We start from the raw sequence: 17,248 nt of genomic DNA, 5'->3' as shown, positions 1-17,248 counted from the left end.
CATTCAACTTCGAAGCTGTGAATTTAACGATGGGTTTTGAACAACTAGCTGAGCTACGTGACCGCCTGCGGGCTGACAAAGAACAGGCCAAGGCCAAGAATCCGGCCCCGGCCAAGCGCAGGTCGCCGCCGCAGGCGAAGGCCCGTGAGCAGGATCCGGCGGTGGCAGCGATTTGGCCATTGCAGAAGCACTTTCCTTTGGCCTTCCCGGTCAACCCGGCCCCCAAGGTGCCCCTCAAGGAAGGTATTTTCAAGGATGCCGAGCAACACCTCGAACTGCTCGGTTTGACCCGCGAACAGCTCAAGCTGGGCATCTCGACGTGGTGCCGGGGAGCGCGATACTGGGCAAGCATGGTCGAGAATGCGCCGCGCTTGGACCTGAGCGGTCAAGCAAGCGGCAGCGTGACCGCGGCTCAGGCGTTGCATGCCAAGCAGCAAGCTTCGCGGCAACGCGGCCAGGACCGACGCAATCGTGCCAAGGCAAAAGCGCCTGTCGCCGCTCCCGCCGCCGCCGATAGCGCAGTGGTACAGCCTACTGACTGAGTTCAGTCGCTGTGCAGCGTGTCGCCCACCACGCCGATCACCAACAAGGTGGGTGGCTAGCGGATTGCCCGCGCACTCCATGAGTGCGCGATTCGCTGGCATCTCGTCATGAAATGAAAATTGGCTGACGTGCGATGAGAAGTGGCCACAGCCACTGCTGCCTTAGAGTCGGTGCACAACAAAACCGTGCCCGGAATCACGAGAGCAGCCATGAGCAGAGCCACCCGAACCAGCGACACCGCCCCCCACACCCAGCGCCCACCCGCAACCGGCCGAAAGCGTCGTGCGCGCAAGCCGGTCGAGGTGCCGGACGACACTCCGCTCGAAGCGCTGATCGGCAGCACTGCCAACCCGCCCCTGGCGGGCAATCCGCTGGTCAGCATGCGCCCGGCCGACCTGGCCAATTGGGCCGGCTGCCTGTTCAAGGCCGTGGGCACGTCGCCCCTCAAGGCTGGCGCGCATGCGGGTGGCTACCTGAAATCGCTGCGCGGCATTGTCGCTGGCCACTCCGGCATCACCCCAGACCCAAAAGACAAACGCTTCGCCGACCCCGCCTGGCAATCCAACGCCTTCCTGCGCGCACTGCTGCAGAGCTACCTGGCCGGGCAAAGTGAGCTGACCCGCTTTATCGAGTCCACCGACCTTGCCCCGCTGGAAAAAAGCCGCGCCCGGTTCATAGCCGCACTGCTGGCCGACGCCCTGGCACCGAGCAATTCACCGCTGACCAACCCGGCAGCACTGCGCAAGCTGGTGGACACTGGCGGCATGAGCCTGGCCCGGGGTATCCGCCAATTCGGCCAAGACCTGCTGAGCAACCGCGGCCTGCCGAGGCAGGTCGACAGCGCGCCGTTCAAGGTGGGGGAAAACATCGCCACGGCCAAGGGCGAAGTGGTGTTTCGCAACGACATGTTCGAGCTGCTGCAGTTCGCCGCCACTACCGAACAGGTCTATACCCGGCCTTTGGTGATGTCGCCGCCGCAAATCAACAAGTACTACGCCATCGACCTGTCGCCGGAAAAAAGCCTGATCCAGTGGATTCAGGACAGCGGCGTAAGCCTGTTCGTCATCAGTTGGCGCAACCCCACCCGCGAGCATCGCGACTGGGGCTTGTCCGATTACGCGCTGTGCCTGGACCAAGCAGTGGAGGTGGCGCGCAGAATCACCGGTAGCCCGGATGTGAACATGGGGGGCTCCTGCTCGGGCGGCATCACCCTGGCCGCCTACCTGGGCTGGCTGGCGGCCCGTGGCGAAGGCCACAAGGTAGCCAATACCAGCTGGGCCGTGTGCGTGCTCGACATGCCCTCGGCGCTGGACGACACCACCTTGGGGCTGTTCAACACCCCCGCCGCCCTGCGCGCGGCCAAGGCCAGTTCGCGGCGCAAAGGCGTGCTCAGCGGCCAGGGCATGGGCCGCATGTTCGCCTGGATGCGCCCAAACGACCTGATTTGGAGCTACTGGGTAAACAACTACCTGCTGGGCAACAAACCGCCGGCTTTCGACATCCTGGCCTGGAACAACGACACCACCCGGCTACCGGCGCAACTGCACGCCGACTACCTCGACCTGATCCAGCAAAACCCCTACAGCAACCCGGGCGCCCTGGAGATTGCTGGCGAGTCGATCGACATGACTCAGGTGAAGGTGGGCGCCTATGTGATTGGCGGCACCACCGACCACATCACCCCTTGGCAGGGCTGCTACAGCACCGCGCGGCTGTTTGGCGAGGACACCACCTACGTGCTGTCCAATGCAGGTCACTTGCAGAGCCTGGTGAACCCACCAGGCAACCCAAAGTCGTTCTACTACGCGGCGCCCGCCGCGACCGAGACCCCCGAGGCCTGGCTGCAGACCGCTGGCGAGCGCCAGCAAGGCAGCTGGTGGCCGCATTGGCGCGATTGGATCGGCCAGCGCTCGGGTGACAGCCGGGCGGCGCCGAAGAAACTCGGCTCGCGCAAGTATCCGCCCCTCTGCCCTGCGCCTGGTACCTATGTCATGGAGCGTTAAGGCTGGCCGTTTGGATTAAACGCATTCTCTGGCTAACACTTCCCCTTGCCGGGTGTGTAGAGGACTTTCACCTCCAAGTCACCAGCGAGGCCACCACAGCCAAGCTGGTTGCGCTTGCGCTTGCGTGCAACGCGCCATGCCTGGCGCACCAAAAGAAAGCCCACCGAGGCGGGCAAGGTCTATCACGTAGGGATGGCTTCAGACTGCACAAGCGAGTGTGGGCTGGGTTCCAGATACACTCTGGTGTAACGTTTGACCTCTAAGCCTGGTTTGATCCAGCGCATGACTACCGCACCCGAGGGCGACTTGTCCGCCTTCAAGATACTGTAATCCTTGAGGAACCCCGAATATTGATCGGCTTCCACATACTTGCTGGCGCAGCCATGCAGCATGAGCGTGGGGAAACATAGACTTGCGGCCAATACCCTGGTTTTCAGGCCGGATCTCCTTCCTTACGTTAGCAATGAGTCGCGTCATTTAGAAGCGCCAGGTCGCGCCCCCGCCGATGATGTGCAATGCGCTGCTGTCATAGCTGCCTGACAATGTGGTGCCTGAACGGCTCTTGGTCTGATCGACATCCATATCCCCCAACCACACCAGGGTGTAGGCAAGGTGTAGGTCCAGCCCTTCATCCACCGCGTAGTTGATACCCGCAGCTAATCGCCACGCCTCACCCATCGGGTTGTCCACGGTGCGGTCTTCGTCATCCACCGCCGAACTGTCGTATCCCAGCCCGACGCTGTACCGCCATTGAGGGGTAGCTTGGTACATCGCACCAATCGAGGCATGCCAGGTATCTTTGTATTTGCGATCAACAGTCCGACTTGTGCCGCCACCGTTGGCATCGACATCTACGCCAACATCACCGAATTCGCTCCAGTCCTGCCACCCGAGGCTGCCCAACAGCGTCCACTGCCCATCAAGCTCATGCGCAATGCTGGCTGTCACGGTCTGCGGAACGTTCAAGTCGAGCTCCAGAGCGTCGACTTCCAAGCGGCGCAATGCAGCATTGAGCAGCGGGTTGTTGATGTCGCTCAGGTGGGGGTTATCATCGAACTCGAGTTTGACCTTGCTGGTGTACGCAAGGCCGAGGCGGGTGCGCGGATTCACTTGGTAAAGCCCCCCCAGATTCACGCCCACGCCGACATCGGTGTCCTTGTATTCCAGTTGGCCATCCGGGCGGTCGGCCAGCCCCAACAGATTGTTGTTGATGGCCATCTCGGTGCGGTAGTAACCGACCATGATACGTGGGCCGATGCCGATCGACAGATCATCGGTAAACTTGTAAGCCCAGGTGGGTTGCAGCGAAACGCCAATGATCGCAGCCTCTTGCGTAAAGTAGCGGCCCGCCCAGTCATCGTCATAATCCAATGCCAGACCGAAGTTACCGTACATGCCGAATCCGACGGTAGAGCGCTCGTCGATTTGATGGCTGATGAACAGACTGGCCCCTGGCAGATATTCCAGCGAATTGCCTCCCTCGTTGCCGCCAAACTGATTGTTGCTGTCTCGGGAGAAACGCAGATTGCCAAGAATCACCTGAGCATTGGCGCTGATCTGTATGCCCTTGAGCTGAGTGATACCCGCTGGGTTGCTCATGAGTACACTCGGATCATTGGCCAAAGCGGCGGAACCTGCGTTTGCCAGGCCATTCCCTTCCTGTCCTGCTTCATAAATCAGGATCCCGCCCGCCCAGATGGGGCTGGTATGAATCGCTGTGGCGAGCGCGAGTACCGGCAGGCTCATTACGCGTACAGGCGCAATGAGCGCATAACCGGCTCGATAGCTTTTCATGATGGCTCACTCCGACTTTGGGGGCTGCAAGGTTTGCCAGCGCCTTTAATCATTGAGCGCGACAAGGTCTCGACTGAATCGAGAGCCTTGTCTGCACCCGCTAGCGATCTTGAACCATCAAGGTGTGACGATCGGGAACCAGAACTCGAAGTTGTCCATGTAACTCATCAGCTCTTCGAGCTTGCCTTCAGTCCCCTCAATCTTGATTGAGCCAGCAGTGGTTGCATCCTTGAGCGTGGTTTCTTTGAGCATCAGCTTGTTCAAGGTGTCACGGGTTAAGGAAATGGTGGCATCCGCGTTTTTGGCCTGCATGCCTTCAGTGTGATTGAGCACGCCGTTGACCATTTCAAGGGTGTACTGCTGCTTAAGATCGGTGAAGTCAAGGTTAAGCGTTATGTGCTTTTCAGCCACCTCAGGCCCTTTCAAGCGCATGGCCAGGTAGTCGAAGAACAGGTCAAGATCCATGGCCTTGACGGTGTCCGGACTAGCGGTATCCGGCGTTGGCAACTGCTTGACGCCTTCGCGCAGCTCCTTGGCTCCGGTCAGGTAGAAGTTGCGCCACGGCCCGCTTTCAGCTTGGTAGCCGAGCTGTTCCAGGGCATCGGCCTGCATGTTTTTCGCGGCCTGGTTGTTTGGCTCAGCGAATACCACGTGGTTGACCACTTCGGCCACCCAGCGGAAGTCGCCCTTGTCGTAGTACTCCTTGGCTTTTTTCAGGACTGCCTCAGAGCCGCCCATCATGTCGACGTAGCGTTTGGCTTGTTCGTCCGGTGGTAACTCCCAAAGGGTGGCGGGGTTACCGATGAACCAACCGAGATAGAGGACATACGTGGCTTTGACGTTGTGGTTAAGCGAACCGTAGTAGCCACGGTTAGAGAATCGATTGGCGATACCACTGGGTAATTTAACCTGCTCAGCGATCTCGGTCATGGTGTAACCCTTGTTCGCCAGGCGCAGGGTTTCGTCATTGATGTAGCGGTACATGTCACGCTGCGAGGACAACTGGTCGCGCACCTCTTTGTTGCCCCAAACCGGCCAGTGGTGCATGGCGTACATCACTTGGACGTCATTACCCCACATTTTCAAAGCTTCATTGAGGTACTTGGACCAAGGCAATGGCTCGCGGATTTTTGCGCCCCGAAGCGAATAAGTGTTGTGTAGCGTGTGGGTGGAATCTTCGGCAGTGTTAAGCGCTTTCTTTTCGTGAATGTAATAGAGCATTTCAGCGGGTGCTTCACTACCAGGCGCATATAAGAACTCATAGGTCAGACCATCAATGGTGCGCTTTTCGCCGGTTTTCTCAATGATGTCAGTTGGCGGGATAAGCGTCACAGTGCCGGCCGAAGTGGTGGTCCCTAACCCCGCGCCTAGCTGGCCAGTCTCGTTGGGCGGCAGCAGGTTGCCATACATGTAGCTGGCCCGGCGACTCATGGCAGTACCGGCCATTACGTTTTCGGCAACCGCATGTTCAAGGAAGCCCTTAGGTGGCGTACACCTTGACCTTGCCGGCCTTGACGTCCTCTTCGTTGATCACGCCGCGAACCCCGCCGTAGTGGTCAACGTGACTGTGAGTGTAAATCACCGCCACAACCGGCTTCTTGGGCCGATGCTTGTAATAGAGGTCAAGCGCAGCCTTGGCGGTTTCACGGGAAATCAGCGGATCGAAAATGGTGATACCTTCTTTGCCTTCCACGATGGTCATGTTGGATAGGTCGTAGTTACGCACTTGGTAAATACCGTCGGTTACCTCGAAAAGACCGGATATGTTGATAAGCTGCGACTGTCGCCAAAGGCTCGGGTTGGTGGACGCAGGTGCAGCTTGACCTTCTTTGATGAAGTTGTACTTATTCGGGTCCCAAATCATGTTACCGCTAGGGCCTTTGATCGGCTCGGTAGGAAGCGGAGCAACGAAGCCTTTATGAGCCAGTTCGAAAGAGGTTTTATCGTTAAAGGGGAGCTCTTTTAGAAGCGCGTCATTTGCAGCTTTGGTGGCATCTGTGGCGGGTTTCGGAGGTTCTTCGGCCCATGCCTGGGTGGTGAGCGCGATAGCACTCGCCAACAGAAAGGAAGAACCCAATTTCCATAGTGACGATGGCGTTTCAGACTTTTCATGAGGCGTATTCGGTTTGGCAATCAATCGCATGACAAACTCCCTTTCAAGTGATGCGCCGTACCAAAGAGGCAACTGCCAGCAAATGAAAAATCACATGAAATTAGGCACTTACACCGCGCTAGCGATTTCAGAGAGCTCCGGCGAGCACTGCCTAGTAGAAACGAGACGCAACGTTACTCAACAGAATTTTCACATTAGGCTACTTCCAAAGCCTTTCAAGCAAAAACTCTAAAAAAACGCTTGATGTCTTTCTTTTTCTTGCCAGAGGCCTCGGCCTTGCCCTTCTTGCCGCCGTTGCACTCCAAGGCCGTCGTCCACCCGCCGGCCGTGAACACTTGCTCTACGCTTTCCACCAGGTACTCATCATCGAGCCCGGTAAGCGTCCGGCGAAATCGCCTTCCAACCCCAGCTTTAAGGGCGATGGCGTCCGCGTATTTTTAAGCGGACGCAATCGCCCTTATCGCCAGGATTTCCATGCGCCAACGAAGTTCTTATCCGAAACCGTTCAAAGCCCAGGTCGTTCAGGAATGCCTGCAACCTGGCGCATCCATTTCCAGCGTCGCCATCAGCCCCGGCATCAATGCCAACTATCTCCACCCTAATTGGGGCTGCTTTGCAGCCCCAGTTTGTTTAACTGACCGGCATTAACCAAGGGGTAGGCTTTCGTGCAACCAGGCGGCCCGAGGCTTGCCGCCGTTGTCGCCCCGAGTATTCCTTGTGGCGTAGCTTGCTCCGTGCCATCGCGGGCACAAAAAAGCCCAGCATAGGCTGGGCTTTCGTGCACGCTAAGGTCGGTACCGCATAGAAGCTGTCAAATCATCGATCATTTTTTGACGAAGACCCAACAGCGTTGCTGAGACCTTTGGAATTATGGTCGCCTGGAGTGGTTCGAGAGATGGCCGTGGATTTGGCCAACCCGCGAGTGTCCTTGGAGTGAGCGACACCCGAGGTGGTGGTTCCATGACCGTTGTCGCTGTTGCGCGAACTTCCGTAATGATTGCCGCTTACCCCATGATCGCGTGTCGCCTTTCCAGCGTGATCACTCCCAAAGCCCTTACCATTTCCGCTATATCCTCCCATGCCACCTGCATGCCCACCTCCATGTCCGCCGCCGTTGCCACTACCACCATGACCGCCACCACCACCACCACCACCACCACCACCACCTTTGGCATAGGCGGAACTAATAGGGGAGATATCGGCAGGCAAAAATGCCGTCATCCCGAGTGCCAAAGCACAAGCAAACACAGCAACCACGGGTTTTCTCATTTCTATTCGCCTCCAGAGGCGCGAGGGGGTAGCTAAACTGGAGCTTCGACCTAACGCAGGCACTTAAGTTCTCGCATCCCGACAGAATGCTAACGCTTCTTTTGCTCCGCTAGTATCAATTGCCCTCGATAATAGAATGGCTATGCTGTTGACGGGGAATTGTCAAGGAATGCTCTCATGGATATGAAGATACGTGTCGCCGTAGCGCTCTCGCTGATAATGGGGGTAAGCCCTATGTTACTGGCAGACCCGGGGAAGGGAAAAGGACATGAAAAAGATGATCAACACGGCAACCAGAGGGGTCTAGACAAGAGCGACGCTTGGCACGGAGGGCCCTCCATCGACTTAGGCGGGGTGCAAGTTATCCTCAGCAACAACCGCGATTACTGGAGCCCAGGTTCCTCTCTGCCACCCGGTATTCAGAAAAATCTAGCACGCGGCAAACCTCTACCTCCTGGCATCGCCAAGAAGCTCGACAGTCGACTGATCGGACGTCTTCCACATTACGATGGCTATGAATGGCAACAAGCCGGTACTGACCTGCTGCTCGTGACAATTGCTACAGGCGTGATATATGAGGTGCTGCATAATGCACTGGATTGATAATTACTTAATTACAGCCGGATCGCAGATGGCTGGTGTGTAATTTCGGTAGTGGATAACTGTAACATCTAGATAACGTGAGTGACACTTTGTAGACGTTTCACTCACCTATTTTTCACAATCGCTCAGGCACTCTGAAATCATCCCTACGTGATAGACCTTGCCCGCTTCGGCGGGCTTTCTTTTGCCTCCGTCGTCCACCCGCTGGCCTTGAACACTTGCTCCACGCCTTCCACCAGGTACTCACCATCGAGCCCGAGCTTGAAGCCCTGAGCATCGACCTAGAGTAACTTGCCCGATAAGCGCTTACCGCCCTGCCGGGGCATCACCAACTGTCCGAGATCCGCAGCAACAGGCGGTGATTGATCTGCGCGATGAAGCCCGTGCGATCCGCGTTTATTCGATACCTAGGCGCTCTCTTGGTAAACTGTCGTCTTATCGTGGTTGATGCGGATCTGAGCTTCGCAGCTGATGGTGCCGCCTGCCTTCTTGCGGGGACTGACCGTTGCATTGGGAATCGGTACACGCCCTGATTCGCTTGGTACAAAGCACCATGCACGCGGTAAAAAACGCCCCAAAAATCCCGAAACCGGTACAGAACACGTTGAACGAAATGACTGCAAAATCAGGCTCTAACCCAGCAACCATGCGCCCTGAGCCCTCCCGCCGCTTCAGCGTTGCACCGATGATGGATTGGGCATGTTTTCCGCACAAGCCACGTAATTCATAGCCTGTGCCATCAGATCACACCATTCGTACCAATTTTTTACCATCGAACCTTTCAGAATCGAATATTCCTATTCCTCTTGACCGGAGAAACGGGCAATCTGCCTTGACTTGACGCTGGCTTGCAAAGGAAGAGCAAGGTTCATCATGAGTAAAAAGAAAAAAACAGCACCTAACCGCCACCTTGGAACGTTTCAGCTACTGGACAATCGTAACGTGGTAGGCGAGCTTAAGCTCGATGGAAAGAACACCAACGTCCGAATACATTTGGACAGTCCTATTGAGTCGCAAAACATCGTCAAAGGTACTGGGGTCTCATACGCTGGCCAACAAATAACCTTAATAGACTGCATAAGCCAACCACCTTCCTTCATTCAAACTAAAGAAGATGAATTCAGATATTATGCAAATATATTTCCCCATTATGTTGCTCTAGGCTCACATCATTTCGATCCAGACGCTAATTGCATCAAACGAATAAGCTTTCAACCCAAAGACATTTACACACTCTTCTACGATCACGACGTACTCGGACACAGGTTTTCGAAGCGCGAGGACCTTGAGGCACTATTGAAAGATGGAGCTCGAACCGTCCCCCTTGGTGAACACCCGCATTTCATATACTTCAGCGGAAAATATTGCGCCATCGAAGCCACAACATCCATCGGAAAGATCTCAGTCCATCATAGACCGGCGTTCAATACGCGTCCTCCTGCTAGCGCACATATTGATAACCGAATGTTGATCTCATTGGAGTTCCACTCACACCTCACATTCAAAGAGGCAATGGACAATCTTTTGACCCTGAACTGCTTCTTGTCTTATGTAGCGGGACGCGTACAAGGAATAAAAAACATAGAAATTGAAACCTCCATTGATGCCGACGAAACACCTAAACCCTTAGCAGTATTCGCAAGCTACGCAACAAAAACATCAGCCAAAGGTAGTCATCATAAGCCTCATGCCGGCGACATCCCTCTTAACCCAATCAACTCCCCAGATGAATTCAAACGCGTTCTAACAAGCTGGATCGATCGCCACCATGAATGGGCCGCATCCAGGTGGCGATATGTGGGATGCTTAGAAAAAGGAGATCTTTACGACATTGATAGGCTCGTAGCTGCAGCAAATATGTTTGACATACTACCTCCAGATGCCACCCCCATCCCTGCATCAATATCAGCAGAGCTTGAAAAAGCACGAAAGGAATGTCAAAAAATATTTAGGGATCTTCCAGTATCACCAGACCGAAACAGTATATTAAATTCTTTAGGACGAATTGGGAAACCTTCACTCCCTAAAAAAGTTAACTATAGAGCACAAATCGTAGCAAACCATTTCGGCAAGTCACTGCCCGAGATTTCCACAGCATGCACAACGGGTGTAAAAATTCGAAATTACTTTGTACACGGCTCATTGAATGGCATCAATTACAAAAAGATTCAACCATTGATTCCATTTTTAACCGATGCTCTTGAGTTCGTTTTTTCTGCGTCAGATTTGATTGAAGCAGGTTGGGATACTCAACAGTGGCTCGATAATCATCATGGATTCGGGCACAGTTTCAGTCGATTCCTGATACACTACAAAGAGCATAGCGATGAATTAATAAAAGCCCTTGACAGCGATACGGAACTCAGCAGCAGTGAATAGACACATACAACCCGAACTGCAGCCATATAACAAAAATTGAGCAATCAGCTGTTAGCAGGTGTTTACGCTTTTCAGCCCACTGGAATTACAGTGGCCGCTGCGCAGATCGGATTGAATGCGGCGCTGTTTACCCATCATTCCGAATATAGCCCATATAAGTGAGCCAGAGCGTGTCACAAAATCAAACATGTGCGACTCAGTTACTACAGTTAAGACTAGCCTCAGCTACCTCATGACATCGATAACAGCCTGCCTGGAAGATTTATGACCACCGACATCTGCTATGGGACGATATGCTTTTTTCACCTCGACCCGTCAGGACCAAAGTTTTTCGGTTTTTCCGAGTTTCTAACCGGACTTGCTCTTATGGTTCTTGCTTGGACAATTGGAGATGTCCGGTATCGTTTTCGAATTCGAGCGGCGCCCGTTCCACTCTTCGCAGCAACCTATTTCATTGTATGTGGGGTCGGTTTTTTGACACTGGTAACTGACCTATGGCGTGCGCAAGGCTGGCTGGTTCCAGAAGGTAAACTTCTCTCGCCGGCTTTATGGCAAGCACTCTTAGGTGGCATTTTTTTGCTAACGTTCTTAGCTTGGGCGTGGTTCGCTTTCATACGTCCACCTAAATTTGGGAGGAGCAATGCTGAACGTTTTGCTAAATCGCTTTATCGACATATCATAAAAGGGGACCCAGCCGAGCTTTCAGTAATTGCTGATGAGCTCGCGTCTTCTGCGGAAGCACTCGTAAGACATGCACCTGACAGATATAGACATGGAAAGCAGGCGGATGAATTGCCTGAAGGAAAAGTACTGCAGCGGCTGACCAATGCCGAAGGATACGCTCACGACTTACTTCTTCTCATAGCAGACAAACGTCTGTGCCGAGCCATCATCGATTCATCTCCCATAACCGCTCTCGCAATATTCGAAGAAATCAATGACCAGGGGAAATATGGCATTGCAATTGAGACATTTTCCAAAAATATCGTACGGGAGGCACTAAGCAATCCCAACTCATTCCTTTACCATGAGACAGACGCTTATGAATCTGGATTAATTGGTCACCTGAGACCGCTTAGCCAAGCTATGTTTTCCAACCCTAAAGCCATCGAGAGTATAGATTCATTACTAGACCCTGACTTGTTGGGCAAGAGAAAATGGAGTGCAGTTCAATGGGACGCATACTGCAGGTTAGTGTTAGTCGCTCTCCAGGGATACGCAGACGCGAAGATCCTTACCTATTCCCGGCCACTAAGGAGAGCAACGGACTATCTTACTTCTGCGACCTCAGATCTCTACACAGTGAACGGGTTAGCTAATAGCTACGAAAGCGAACCGGTACAAAAGCTGCAAGCAATAATGAATTTCACAAAAGAAGCCGTTAAGATTCTTGACGAACATAGCGCCCCGAAAAGAATTAACCTCCGTATAAAAGTTGCATACGGGCACCCCTATGAATCCATATATGACGACATGGCAAGCATAATTTTTGAAACAATTCATCATGCATCATGCGTTAAATCACCATGGTGGGACTGCTGGTCAATACAACACAACATGATATGGAGCAAACTACAATTCGCGCTAGCCGGCCCAGCAGGACGTGCAATCAGACATAAGCTACACCGCATAGTCTATAACGAAATCATTCAGTTGGAAAATTTCCCCAATTTCAAAAGCTCTCCAATTTTAGCTTACTGCCTTAATGTGCTGGGCTTGGTTGTTCCTAAAGGAGACTTCCAAAGAGAGTGCCGACCGCTGCACAAAGCGATCCTTGCATGGACGAAAAGAAATTACTCTAAATTACATGCTAACAACCCTCGCGTAGCTGAAGCATGCTTGCCAGATAGAATAACTTATGACGCCAAAAGCAACCAGCTTGTAAAAACATATCCAGCAGAAGGACTGAGGAATGAACCGAAATTAGTTTATCTACAGCTCGATCCAGCCAGCTAATATCAGACTCTAAAAGAGCGCCGCGGGAACCGGTGAACATGTACATCAGTGATTACCGCCAACACCTTACTTTATGCTCCAGAACCCGTAGCCTCGCAGCTTCAGCAAATTTACCCCCTAAAACAAAAGGCGCCAATTAGGTGCCTTAGGCCTAAGTGGCGCCTATGGATAGAGCGCAACGCATTAATCTATTGGCATACAATTAAATCTCCCGGTTAAATCGCCCCATCTGAAGCATACTTGCATACGATAAACTATCGGTGGGCAAACTCACCTAGGAGAAAGTCATGCACACTATCAATCTGATCATAACCCACTGCATTGAAGTTTTGCGTTGGCTGCAATATCTACAACTAGAAAAGCTGTTGCAGCTCTGAGGGTTCCCAATTCATGATCACCAGTTCGCCGGTCACCTCCGCCTTACCTTGGCGCTGATTCGTGTTGCTATAGCGGATATCCAGGTACTCGAAGTGGAAACCCTCGAAAGCTTGGCGGATGTCCGGATGGTCGTTGATGCTGACCATTACCTTGCCCTTGCACCGACGCATGAACTCGGCCATGCGCTCATACTCTTCGAAGGGAAAATCGACGCCATAACCTGCGGTCTGCCAGTACGGTGGGTCCATGTAAAAGAACGTGTGCGCTCGATCGTACCGCTCGGCGCAGGCGAGCCAGGACAGATTTTCGACGTAGGTGCAGGCGAGGCGCTGCCATGCGACGGATAGGTTCTCCTCAATGCGCAACAAGTTGATTGCCGGCCCGGTGGTCGCGGTTCCGAACGTCTGACCAGTGACCTTTCCGCCGAAGGCGTGCTGCTGCAGGTAGAAGAACCGCGCCGCTCGCTGGATGTCGGTCAAGGTTTCAGGGCGCGTCATCTTCTGCCACTCGAAGATCTGCCGGGAACTGAGCGCCCACTTGAACTGGCGCACAAACTCCTCCAGATGGTTCTGCACAACCCGGTAGAGGGTGACCAGGTCACCGTTGAGATCGTTCAGCACCTCCACTGGGGCGGGCTGGGGGCGCATGAAGAACAACGCGGCGCCGCCGGCGAATACTTCGACGTAGCATTCATGAGGGGGAAAGAGAGGGATCAAGCGGTCGGCCAGGCGGCGTTTGCCACCCATCCAAGGAATAATAGGAGAGGTCATAGGTATGCAAGTCTTTACTGTATGGATAAACAGGTGTTAGGCTCGCCGCGCTTTGTGCACAAGGCAGAGGCCACGGCTGGACTTGCAGGAAGGGTCTGCGGGTTCGGCGGGCCGGGCTGGATGTTGACGCATCTACCCGGCTCGCCTCTTTTCATTTGGTGACTTCGCGGACGTAGGCCTGGCAGGCCTGCAGTGCGATCAGTCCTCGATCACCGGTGTCGGTGATGCCGATAATTCGTTGAGCATGCGCTGGGTCAAGTCGGGCGCGTAAGGCGCCATGAACCACGCCTCCGGTGCCGGCGGCTTCTCGCATCCCACCGTCACCACCCGTGGCGGCAAAGGCTCCGGCGTCGACAAGGACTGACAGCCGCAAGTCAGCAGTAGCCAGCCTGTCACGCAGGCGATCTTGAGTCTGTTTTGCATCGTTCATCTCCTTCCAGTGTGTTTTGCCCTGCTCCTGCAGGCGATCCTCCAAGGCCTGTCGCTGACTTTTCTGCGCTGCCAACTGCTCCAGGGCTGCAGCTGCAGCCTCCTCACGTTCTCGACCGTGAGCCCGATCACTGTCCGCCAGTTGCTGAACATAACCTGCAGCCTGTTCAGCCAGCTGCTTTCCGTACTCGCTGGCCTGCCACACCCAGGCCCCTCGCCCGCCGGCATAGAGCCCGACCGCAACGGCCAGAAGGGCGATACGCCAGTTCAGCGGCATTACTGCAACACCTCAAGCGCGCGCTTGTAGAGCGCCTGGCGATCCTTCAACCCATTCAGGCCGCCATTGATACGGCGCGTGATCAGCTCGAACACCGAGTCATCGGCCTGCAGCACCTTGTCAGCCAGGGTATTAAGCCCTGCCCGCTGCCAGAACCAGCCGGCCGACAGCGAGGCGTAGACGGGCTGCTCGAGCAAGTCGGGGGTGTTGAGCAAGCGGCTGTCTCCGAACAGCGCTTCGCTGCAGGCCTCGTAGTTGTCGCGCCCGGTGATCTGGATAAGTCCACGGCCACGGTACCGCTGGCCATCGCCATCAGCCGCCGGGGTGTTGCCTAGGCGCTCCGCCAGCCGCCCGGTGTCGTACTTGGCCAGGTAGGCATCGTTACCGAGCTCTCGCACATACAGCAGCTGGCCCGACTCATGGCCGACTTGTGCAAGGAACGCAGCCATACGCCGAGGGGTGATGATCGAGTACTTGCCCATTGTTGCGTTGAGGCCGGGAACAAAAACGCCGGCTTTGCGGCCGGCGTTGGGGAGGATCTGTTGCAACTGTTGAACCGAGATAGCCATTGTTCTCTCCAGTGTGTCGGGGGGGTTAGAGCTGCTCAACCTTGAGCGGCTTGTCGTCTTTCTTTTTCTTGCCAGAGGCCTTGGCCTTGCCCTTCTTGCCGCCGTTGCACTCCACGGTCGTGGTCCACCCGCTGGCCGTGAACATCTGCTCCACGCTTTCCACCAGGTACTCGCCATCAAGCCCGACCTTGAAGCCCTGGGCATTCACCGAGCACTCCGCGAACAGGTCGTGCCGGCCCGCCATCTCCAGGCGCACACCGGCAGTGCTGCGGTTGAACGCGGCCAGCCGCGCCTTGGCGGCCTGCCTGGCTGCAGTCTCGTTGGGGTAGATATGGCGGTCGGTGTGAACTGGGGGCAGGCCCTCTGGCGATTCTTCGTTGTCCAGCTGGACCACCTTCAAAGCACCGGTCTTCTGGTCCTGATGCTGGGTTTTCACTGCCTTCTGCGTACTGCGGTCACTTAGCCGGAACTGATAGCGGGACACTTCCGTCTTGTTGACACTGATGACCTGCAGTGACTTGCCCGAAGTGCTTTTCCCGCCCTGCCGGGGCATCACCAGCAACTTGCCCTGGGCGACCTTGGCGGTGCTGTCGTACTGCCGAGCCAGGCGCGTGACAAAGTTGAAATCCGATTCGTTGCGCTGATCGATCCGCTCGACCTTCGTCGTGACCGGGCAAACCACCTCCCAGCCGTTGCGCTTGGCAATTTCAGCGACGATCTCGGACAGCGGCACATTCTCCCAACTGCCGCTACGGATGGTCTTGCCGCTGCCGCGCATATCGCTGGCCTTGCCGCGAATAGTCAGCTCATCAGGCGGTCCGGATAACTGCACCTCGTCGACCGTATAGGCGCCCATGCGCTTCAGTGGTTGCCCCTCGTAGCCCAGCAAAACCTCCACTACTCCGCCCCGAGCAGGCAGCGCAACGACCTGGTCGCGGTCATCAATGCGCAGCTCAAACTCGTCCGACTCCATGCCTGGCTTGTCTGAGATCCGCAACAGCAGCAAGCGGTCATTGATCAGCGCGGTGATGTCTTTGCGGTCCGCGATGATTCGATACGTTGGTTTCATGCTTACTCCAGAAACAGGAAGCCCCGCACGGGGCGGGGCTTCGTTACGCGTAACGCGGGGTCAGTCGAACAGCTGCAGGAGTTCGACTGCCGGCACCGACAGATCGGGCAGCAACACCAGCAGGCCGGCACGGTACGGCTGTGCCTCCCTGGCCAAATCCGGGTTGGCATCGAGCACTGCTTCGACCGTGCCATTGAGATTTCCGTAATGGTGCTGACAGATCACATCGAGCAGATCCCCGTCAGACGTTCTGCAGGTCGTTGCCATAGCTCACAAACTCCAGGTTGAAGCCCTGTTTACGGGGGATGCCACCCGCCAGCAGGTGACTTTGCTCTTCTTCAATATTGAGCAGGCACCAATCGCCCAGCACCTCGCCATAACCCGTGACCAGCTTCAATGCTTGCAGGTTGCGACCGATGCTACGCAGCACGCTCAGTTGCTTGATGCCGCCCTTGTGGTGGGGGAAGATCGCACCCTTAAGTGTGATCTTTTCCTCACCCAAGCCAACTGCCTGCTGGGCCACACTTCGGCGCAGACGCTCCTGGCCAGCCCAACGGAACGAGGTCTGACGCCGCAACTCGTCAAATGCTGCCGTGCCCAGGTTGAAGTAATACGGCTGCTTCTTTGGGTCGTGTGGCTGGATGATCAGGAGGTGCGGGTATGGCGCAACCGACTCAGGTAGCGGAGTGGCAGAGCGCAATAGGCCGCCGGTAGGCAACACATTGGACAGCGACGGACTGACCAACCCCGCCACTCGGCCGGCCTGGGCCGTGACCTTGGCCGCCATCTGCTTGAAGGTGCCGAGCCGCTCCTGTACCTGAGCGGCGCCGGTGACTGCTCGGCTATACATCGACGCCACCTGCCCCACCTGAGACTGTGCCACGTTGATACTGCGCACTATCCGGCCAAGCTTCGCACCCGCCTCAGGCCCCACGAATGGAATGTTTTCCAGCTCCGACGCGGCACCCGTGATGCTGCCGACCGCGCTATTGAGTGGGGACAGCATGCCGTCCACCCCCTTGCGACCGGCCTCACCCGCTGAAACCAGTCCGGACAGGGAGGACTCCAGCTGCTCCATGTAGGCCATAGGCCCTCC

At 55.5% G+C, this 17,248-nt stretch carries 17 protein-coding genes and 1 pseudogene; 6 read left to right on the top strand and 12 right to left on the bottom strand.

All coding sequences use genetic code 11. The features are described 5' to 3' along the window. Positions 1–29 precede the first annotated feature (29 nt). Positions 30–542, top strand: a complete 513-nt coding sequence (locus tag DV532_RS08540; RefSeq protein ID WP_056806695.1) for a ProQ/FinO family protein — start codon at positions 30–32, stop codon at positions 540–542. Between the two features lie 210 nt (positions 543–752). Continuing rightward, complete coding sequence (locus DV532_RS08535) at positions 753–2,546, top strand: alpha/beta fold hydrolase (protein WP_056806692.1); 1,794 nt, start codon at positions 753–755, stop codon at positions 2,544–2,546. 221 nt (positions 2,547–2,767) lie between these two features. Here the strand turns inward: DV532_RS08535 and DV532_RS08530 are convergent. From DV532_RS08530 to DV532_RS30220, 5 genes and pseudogenes are all read right to left on the bottom strand, one after another. Continuing rightward, positions 2,768–2,938: pseudogene (locus tag DV532_RS08530) on the bottom strand (DUF3313 family protein); the annotation flags it as partial. Between the two features lie 85 nt (positions 2,939–3,023). Next, entirely contained in the window at positions 3,024–4,292 is a 1,269-nt protein-coding gene (locus DV532_RS08525; protein WP_056806687.1) for an OmpP1/FadL family transporter, read from the bottom strand. Positions 4,293–4,457: 165 nt separating this feature from the next. After that, a complete protein-coding gene (locus DV532_RS30865; protein WP_256659093.1) occupies positions 4,458–5,771 on the bottom strand; it encodes an alkyl/aryl-sulfatase in 1,314 nt (437 codons plus the stop codon). Positions 5,772–5,820: 49 nt separating this feature from the next. Next, complete coding sequence (locus tag DV532_RS30860) at positions 5,821–6,483, bottom strand: MBL fold metallo-hydrolase (protein ID WP_256659092.1); 663 nt, start codon at positions 6,481–6,483, stop codon at positions 5,821–5,823. Positions 6,484–6,668: 185 nt separating this feature from the next. Then, complete coding sequence (locus DV532_RS30220; RefSeq protein ID WP_156676018.1) at positions 6,669–6,806, bottom strand: hypothetical protein; 138 nt, start codon at positions 6,804–6,806, stop codon at positions 6,669–6,671. A gap of 121 nt (positions 6,807–6,927) precedes the next feature. Here DV532_RS30220 and DV532_RS31170 point away from each other — a divergent pair, with 121 nt between their 5' ends. Beyond that, on the top strand, positions 6,928–7,101 hold the full coding sequence (locus DV532_RS31170; RefSeq protein WP_082477185.1) for a transposase: 174 nt from the start codon (positions 6,928–6,930) through the stop codon (positions 7,099–7,101). A gap of 168 nt (positions 7,102–7,269) precedes the next feature. On the opposite strand, the gene DV532_RS30855 is transcribed toward DV532_RS31170, so the two are convergent. Next, the gene (locus DV532_RS30855; protein WP_082477183.1) at positions 7,270–7,722 is read right to left on the bottom strand and encodes a hypothetical protein; all 453 of its coding nucleotides are present in this window, start codon (positions 7,720–7,722) and stop codon (positions 7,270–7,272) included. 177 nt (positions 7,723–7,899) lie between these two features. Between DV532_RS30855 and DV532_RS08505 the strand changes: the two genes are divergently transcribed. From DV532_RS08505 to DV532_RS30640, 3 genes are all read left to right on the top strand, one after another. Further along, the gene (locus DV532_RS08505) at positions 7,900–8,325 is read left to right on the top strand and encodes an anti-virulence regulator CigR family protein (protein ID WP_056806685.1); all 426 of its coding nucleotides are present in this window, start codon (positions 7,900–7,902) and stop codon (positions 8,323–8,325) included. An 873-nt stretch (positions 8,326–9,198) separates the two neighbouring features. Beyond that, on the top strand, positions 9,199–10,704 hold the full coding sequence (locus DV532_RS30210; protein WP_156676016.1) for a HEPN domain-containing protein: 1,506 nt from the start codon (positions 9,199–9,201) through the stop codon (positions 10,702–10,704). Positions 10,705–10,968: 264 nt separating this feature from the next. Further along, positions 10,969–12,660: a hypothetical protein gene (locus tag DV532_RS30640; protein ID WP_177339556.1), complete on the top strand. Its 1,692-nt coding sequence runs from the start codon at positions 10,969–10,971 to the stop codon at positions 12,658–12,660. A gap of 353 nt (positions 12,661–13,013) precedes the next feature. Here DV532_RS30640 and DV532_RS08490 read toward each other — a convergent pair whose 3' ends face one another. The 6 genes from DV532_RS08490 to DV532_RS08465 all read right to left on the bottom strand — a co-directional run bounded on the left by DV532_RS08490 (position 13,014) and on the right by DV532_RS08465 (position 17,239). After that, a complete protein-coding gene (locus DV532_RS08490; protein WP_056806681.1) occupies positions 13,014–13,808 on the bottom strand; it encodes a DNA adenine methylase in 795 nt (264 codons plus the stop codon). Between the two features lie 151 nt (positions 13,809–13,959). Beyond that, the gene (locus DV532_RS08485; RefSeq protein ID WP_056806678.1) at positions 13,960–14,514 is read right to left on the bottom strand and encodes a lysis system i-spanin subunit Rz; all 555 of its coding nucleotides are present in this window, start codon (positions 14,512–14,514) and stop codon (positions 13,960–13,962) included. Next, complete coding sequence (locus DV532_RS08480; RefSeq protein ID WP_056806675.1) at positions 14,514–15,083, bottom strand: glycoside hydrolase family 19 protein; 570 nt, start codon at positions 15,081–15,083, stop codon at positions 14,514–14,516. Before DV532_RS08480 ends, DV532_RS08485 begins: the two co-directional genes overlap by 1 nt. A gap of 25 nt (positions 15,084–15,108) precedes the next feature. Continuing rightward, positions 15,109–16,152 (bottom strand): phage late control D family protein, encoded by a 1,044-nt coding sequence (locus DV532_RS08475; protein WP_056806671.1) that lies wholly within the window; start codon positions 16,150–16,152, stop codon positions 15,109–15,111. A 60-nt stretch (positions 16,153–16,212) separates the two neighbouring features. Next, positions 16,213–16,419: a tail protein X gene (locus DV532_RS08470; protein ID WP_056806669.1), complete on the bottom strand. Its 207-nt coding sequence runs from the start codon at positions 16,417–16,419 to the stop codon at positions 16,213–16,215. Then, a complete protein-coding gene (locus tag DV532_RS08465; RefSeq protein ID WP_056806666.1) occupies positions 16,394–17,239 on the bottom strand; it encodes a phage tail protein in 846 nt (281 codons plus the stop codon). The genes DV532_RS08470 and DV532_RS08465 overlap by 26 nt, the downstream gene beginning before the upstream one ends. Positions 17,240–17,248 lie beyond the last annotated feature (9 nt).

The sequence above is a fragment of the Pseudomonas sp. Leaf58 genome, assembly GCF_003627215.1.
Classification (GTDB): domain Bacteria; phylum Pseudomonadota; class Gammaproteobacteria; order Pseudomonadales; family Pseudomonadaceae; genus Aquipseudomonas.
This window is presented reverse-complemented; position numbering and strand designations above follow the sequence as displayed.